The sequence below is a fragment of the Stenotrophomonas pictorum JCM 9942 genome (assembly GCF_001310775.1).
GTDB classification, from domain to species: Bacteria; Pseudomonadota; Gammaproteobacteria; order Xanthomonadales; family Xanthomonadaceae; genus Stenotrophomonas; species Stenotrophomonas pictorum.
In genome coordinates this window covers 1-5,591 of the sequence record NZ_BAZI01000181.1, presented here as the reverse complement: position 1 = coordinate 5,591, position 5,591 = coordinate 1, and the positions used below count along the sequence as shown (strand labels likewise).

Genomic DNA, 5,591 nt, shown 5'->3' with positions numbered 1-5,591 from the left:
CCCGGGCGGCGCGATCGTGCCGCTGGGTTCGACCCTGGTGCGCGACCGCTGCCATGCGCTGCCGCCGCAGGAAGTCTGCGCGCGCCTGAAAGACCGCCGCTGGGAACTGATCCGCCGCTACAACAGCGCCCTGCAGAGCGAGCGCCAGCAGCTGGTGCGCGAGCAACGCGGCATCGAGGCGCGACTGGATCAGGATTGCGGCGGCTACTGATCCTGCCCGGTCGGATGCCGGTCCGGCCAATGCAATTCGCAGCAGACCCACTCCGCCGCCGTGTGCATCTCCAGTTGCCAGCCAATACGCCTGGCCAACCGCTGCGCGATGCTCAGACCGAGCCCGAAACCGGGCGCATCGCTGGCCGCCGGCGGATTCCGTATCTCCACCCGCGAGGCTTCGGCCTCCACTACGATCACTCCAGCACCGCCATGTTGGATCGCGTTGAGCAGCAGGTTGGCGAGCAGGGTCTCGACGGCCTCCCACGGCGCATCCCACTGCAATACCGGTGGGACGCTGATGCGGAAGGACTGCATGCGCAGCGCCGCCAGCGGCTGCAGCTCGTCGGTCAGCTGCCGCAGCGCTGAAGCAACATGCGTGTACTGGCGGCCCGTCAGCGTCGTCTCGCTGGACAACCAGAGGATCGCGTTGCCCGCGCGCTCCAGCCGCGACAGCGCACGTTGCAGGCGCTGCAACGCCGGCGATGCGGCCTCCGCTTCTTCCAGCAGAGCCAGACTGGTGCGCGCCGACTGCAACGGCGTGCGCAGCTCGTGCGCGAGGAAAGCCAGTGTTTCCCGCTCACGTTCGACCACCTCGTGCCTGCCACGCCAGACCTCGGCATGCAGCTGCAGGACCTCGGCGAACTCGCTGACCGGTTCATCGCGCGCCAGTGACTCCAGGCTCGCCGGGTCCGGTGCCGCACGCACCTGCGCCACCAATCGCCGCGCGTGCCGTTCCGCGCCGCCGACGAAAGCACTGGCCAGCAACCACGCGCACAGCAAGGTCAGCGTGAACACCGCAGCGGCGTAAGCCAGGCCGGTCGGCAGGCCGGCGGTGACGGTGAGCTCACCGGTCACGTCGTACAGCAGTACCGCACGCGTGCCGTTTTCCGCCGGCACCACCAGCGCGTGCGCGTAACGACCATCATCGCGACGGAACTCCGCCATGGTGCCGACGGCCTGGTCGCCCAGTCGCTGCTGCTCCCGTGCCGGGAGGTGCGCGAGCGGGATCAACTGGAAGTGCACAGGCAGGGGCACTGCCTGCGCACCTGCCGGCAGCGTTGCCGCCAACGTCTGCAGCCGCCGGTCGATGAAGCTGTCCTCCAGCACGAACAACAGCAGCAAGGTGACGCCGGCAAACAGCAGCGACAACAATGCGCCAAAAAGCATCCAGCGGCGGACCAGCACCTGCCGCAGCTACGCCGAAGCATCCGTCGCCCCCTCACTGAAGCGGTAGCCGACGCCGCGCACAGTGGCGACCAGCGGTGTGCCGAATACCCTCAGACAGTGCTGTCGGAGCTGGTAGACATGCATGCGCAACGGATCGCTATGCGGCGGCTCTCCCTGCCACAGGCGCTCACACAAAGCCGGTCGCGACACGAAACCCGGACAGGCCTTCATCAGCTCGTGCATCAGCACGAAGCCGGTGGCATGCAACGGTAACGCGTGGTCGCCGTCGCGCTGCAGCAGGTGTCGCTGGATATCCAGTACGTAGGTGCCGACGCGCAGCTGCAGGCTGCCGGTGTCCGCCGCGTGCGTGGCAATGGCACGGATACGTGCCAACAGTTCCGCCGGCGCGAACGGCTTGACCATGTAATCCACCGCACCGGCCGCGAATGCCGCAAGCTTGTCATCCAGCGCACCGCGCGCGGTGAGGAACAACACAGGCGAACGCAAGCCACCTTCGCACTTCAGCGATTGACACAGCGCCATGCCGTTCTGGTCGGGCAGATTCACGTCCAGAACCAGCAGGTCGAACGACTGCGCCTGCAGACGCGCACGGGCCTGTGCAGCGTTGTAGGCGAAGTCGACCACCACGCCATGGCTGCCAAGGTAGTCACCGATGCCGGCAGCGATATCGACATCGTCTTCCACCAGCAACAGCCGCAGAGGTGGTGTGCGCAGCATCATTGTCTGTTCCCGTTGGTTCCCCCGCGAGTGTAGTCATCCATGCGCCAAGCGTTGCAAGTACCACGCATCGCCCCAATGCCCCTGCATCGCGGCCACCAATGCATGCATCAGCAGCAATCGTTTGTCGGCCCCGGGGGCTGACTGCAGGGCCTTCAAAGCGACATCAATGCCGCCCCGGCGGTACGCCTCCATCACCCTCACCGCCTGCTCCTCTCCGGTCGCCTCGCGCGGAACTGGCACATGGCCAAGCGCTTTCACCATCGCCTCGGCCACCGACCAGGTCGACCACGGGTTCTGCCCGGTCACCAGCCGGCGATCGACCACGGTGTTGTCCAAGTACAGGCCACCTTCGACGAAACGTGCGCCCCGCCGAACCAGCGCATCCTGCAGCAGCGCATCGAAACGCTGCCGCGCATCTTTCATCAGGAACAGTTCCTCGGCATTGGTGAAGCCAGTGACACTGCGCCCCTGCAGCAGCGAGGTGCCATCGTCGAGGGTGACATCAAGCAATGCCGCCGGGCCGTGGCAGACAGCACCGATCACTCCTCCGGCGCCATGGATGTGGCGCACGATCCGCGCGATCGCGGTGTTGCCGGGAAAATCGAACATCGCCCCCTTGCCGCCGACGAAGTACACCGCTGCGTAACGCGACGCATCCACCTGCTCCAGCGGCAAGCTGGCGGCAAGCATGGCCCGCGCTGGCACGTCGTTGAGGAAAGCGTGGTCGGCCGCGACCATGTCCTCGTCATCCACACGCATCGGCGGGGAGCCGCCCTGCGGACTGGCGATGTCCACCGCGTAGCCGTTGGCGATGAAGGTGTAATAGGCACGCGACAGTTCAGTGAGCTCAAAGCCGGCAGGCTTTCCGGTGCCGGGGAAGTGCCCGGCGCTGCTGACCACGGCCAAGATCCGGCCGCGCGTCGGTGCTGGCGCGTCGCGCACAAACGCCAGCTCGGCCACGCTGCTGCGCGGGTCAACCGGGGGCTGGCTGCCCAGATCCAGGCTGTGCAGGTACAGGCCTGCACCGACCGCAAGCACCGCCATGATTACCGTCACGGCCAGCAACAACCGCTTGATCCAACGCCACATGTTCCACTCCCCGGGTCACGCCCTGTTTCAAAGACGCGACCACGATGCAGCGGCAATGTAGAACGAAGATCAATCCACCGCGCGTACGTTCAGAACCCGTAACGCAGGAAGCCGCCGTCCACCGCGATGCATTCGCCGGTGACATAGCTCGACGCCGGCAGGCACAGGAAGCCGACCGCCGAGGCCACTTCCTCCGGTTCGCCGATCCGCCGCATCGGCGTGCGCGCGATCACCTCGTCGTAGTAGTCCGGGTCCGACAGCGGCCCGGAGGTGCGGCGGGTGCGGATGTACCACGGCGCCACCGAGTTCACGCGGATGCCGTCCTCGGCCCACTCGCAGGCCAGGTTGCGGGTCATCTGCTGCAGCGCCGCCTTGGTCATGCCGTAGACCACGCCGCTGCGCACATGGGTGATGCCCGACACGCTGCCAACATTGACGATGGCCGAGGACGCATGGCGGGTCAGCAGCGGATGGGCGTAACGGCACAGCTCGAAGGCCGAGAACAGGTTGGTCTCGAAGATGCCGCGCCACTCCTGTTCGGAATAGTCGTTGGCCGCGCGGGTGACGTTGCCGCCGGCGTTGTTGACCAGCAGGTGCAGGCCGTCGCTGTGGTCTTCGACCCAGTCCAGGATCTCGTGGCGGTCCTCGTCGCTGGAAACATCAGCCGCAAGCGCATGGATCTCGCGATCGGGAAAGGTGTCGGCCAGTTCATCACGCACAGTTTCCAGCGCATCGGCATCGCGGCCGACGATCAGCACGTCGGCGCCCAGCCCCAGCAGCTCGCGCGCGATCGCCAGGCCGATGCCGGCACTGGCGCCGGTCACCAGGGCAGTTTGTCCATCCAGTCGCCAGCGTTGCGGGTTCACCCTATTCTCCTCGTTTGTGCCGCTGCAGCGCCACAAACGGCGCGCCTGGGCGATAGCGCTAGGATAGCCGCTGTCATCCACGGAGCCGGCCCATGAAATTTCCCGCGCTGATCCTGCTGCTGGCGACAGCGGCTCTTTCGGCCTGTGGCAAGCCGCAGCCACCGGACACCGAACGCCCTCCCGAACCGCAAGCCACCGCGCTGCGCGAGGCCATCGCCCGGCCGCTGGAACAGGCCAAGGCCGCACAGACCGCCGTGGATGAGGCCGCCAAGGCGCAGCGCGCCGCGCTGGATGCGGCCAGCGCCGATACCCGCAAACAGTAACGCCGCCCGGAAAGGGCGGCGTCTGGGGTCATCCAAGGGGCCGCCCACGCGGCCCGGTTGGATCAGGCGCGGCCGGTCACAGGCCGCAGAAACAGTAGGCCAGCGACTTCACCGGCGCACCGTTGCGGTCTTTGACCGCGTCTTCGACAAAGCGCAGCTGGGTGTCCAGCTCCGGCATCTGCTTGGCCAGCATCATCCGCGCGATACCCGAATCGGCCAGCATCCAGGCCCCGGCGCGGCTGCCGGCAAAGCCGGTCATGAACTGCGCGAACGGGGTAGCGGCCTTCTCGATGTAGCGCACCCGGTACTTGCCGGACTCGCCCAGCTTGGCGCGGGTGGCGGCATCGGCCACGGCGGCCTTGAGCCACCGAACGCGTCGACCAGACCACGCTCCTTGGCCTGCGCCCCGCTCCACACGCGGCCCTGGGCCACTTCGTCCACCGCTTCGACGCTCTTGTTGCGCGCCTGCGCGACCTTGCCGGTGAAGTCGGCATAGCCCTTGTTGATCACCGACTGGATCACCTGGCCCACCGCCGGGTCCATCGGCCGGGTGATGTCGAACGCGCCGGCGAAGCGGGTGGTGCCCACGCCGTCGGTATGCACGCCGATCTTGTCCAGGCTGCGGGTCAGGTTCGGAATCATCCCGAAAATGCCGATCGAGCCGGTGATGGTGGATTCGTCGGCATAGATGCGATCGGCGTTCATACTGATCCAGTAGCCACCGGACGCGGCCAGATCGCCCATCGACACCACCACCGGCTTGCCGGCGGCCTTGAGCGCATCCACTTCGCGGCGGATCTGCTCGGAGGCGAACACCTCACCGCCGGGCGAATCGACCCGCAGCACCACCGCCTTGACGTCCTCATCGTCGCGCGCCTCGCGCAGCAGCGCCGAGGTCGACACCCCGCCGATACGCCCGGCCGGCAGGTCGCCGCCGGCGATCTCGCCTTCGGCCACGATCACCGCGACCTGCGGACGCGAGTCCATCGGCGAGCGGAGGGCGTCGATCTGGGTCAGATAGTCGGCCAGCGCGATCTGGCGATAGCCGCCGTCGGCATCGCTGTCGGCCACCCCGCGCTCGGTCAGCAGCGTGTCCACTTCCTCGCGCGTCTTCAGGCCATCGACCAGCTTCTGCTGCAGCGCGAACCGGGCCAGGTCGCCCTCGGCCGCGGCGATGCCTTCGGGCAGCGTG

Annotated in this window: 5 protein-coding genes and 2 pseudogenes; 2 read left to right on the top strand and 5 right to left on the bottom strand. The window is 67.3% G+C overall.

All coding sequences use genetic code 11. The features are described 5' to 3' along the window. A pseudogene (locus JCM9942_RS10075) lies at positions 1–211 on the top strand (DUF4124 domain-containing protein); the annotation flags it as partial. Here JCM9942_RS10075 and JCM9942_RS10070 read toward each other — a convergent pair. The 4 genes from JCM9942_RS10070 to JCM9942_RS10055 form a co-directional block, all read right to left on the bottom strand. Continuing rightward, the gene (locus JCM9942_RS10070) at positions 205–1,398 is read right to left on the bottom strand and encodes a sensor histidine kinase (protein ID WP_054659425.1); all 1,194 of its coding nucleotides are present in this window, start codon (positions 1,396–1,398) and stop codon (positions 205–207) included. The pseudogene JCM9942_RS10075 and the gene JCM9942_RS10070 sit on opposite strands and share 7 nt — an antisense overlap. A 9-nt stretch (positions 1,399–1,407) precedes the next feature. After that, a complete protein-coding gene (locus tag JCM9942_RS10065; RefSeq protein ID WP_054659423.1) occupies positions 1,408–2,121 on the bottom strand; it encodes a response regulator transcription factor in 714 nt (237 codons plus the stop codon). A gap of 33 nt (positions 2,122–2,154) precedes the next feature. After that, positions 2,155–3,210, bottom strand: a complete 1,056-nt coding sequence (locus tag JCM9942_RS10060) for a type 1 glutamine amidotransferase domain-containing protein (protein ID WP_054659421.1) — start codon at positions 3,208–3,210, stop codon at positions 2,155–2,157. 89 nt (positions 3,211–3,299) lie between these two features. After that, positions 3,300–4,076 (bottom strand): SDR family oxidoreductase, encoded by a 777-nt coding sequence (locus JCM9942_RS10055; RefSeq protein WP_054659419.1) that lies wholly within the window; start codon positions 4,074–4,076, stop codon positions 3,300–3,302. 92 nt (positions 4,077–4,168) lie between these two features. On the opposite strand from JCM9942_RS10055, the gene JCM9942_RS10050 reads away from it, so the two are divergent. Beyond that, positions 4,169–4,399 carry a hypothetical protein gene (locus JCM9942_RS10050; protein ID WP_054659417.1) on the top strand — a complete coding sequence of 77 codons (231 nt, stop codon included), beginning with the start codon at positions 4,169–4,171 and terminating at the stop codon, positions 4,397–4,399. Between the two features lie 76 nt (positions 4,400–4,475). Here JCM9942_RS10050 and sppA read toward each other — a convergent pair. Continuing rightward, positions 4,476–5,591, bottom strand: a pseudogene (gene sppA / locus JCM9942_RS10045) (signal peptide peptidase SppA); the annotation flags it as partial.

Coding starts and splice junctions, on each gene's coding strand:
- JCM9942_RS10065 (WP_054659423.1), bottom strand. CDS start 2,121: ATGATGCTGCGCACACCACCTCTGCGGCTGTTGCTGGTGGAAGACGAT.
- JCM9942_RS10060 (WP_054659421.1), bottom strand. CDS start 3,210: ATGTGGCGTTGGATCAAGCGGTTGTTGCTGGCCGTGACGGTAATCATG.
- JCM9942_RS10050 (WP_054659417.1), top strand. CDS start 4,169: ATGAAATTTCCCGCGCTGATCCTGCTGCTGGCGACAGCGGCTCTTTCG.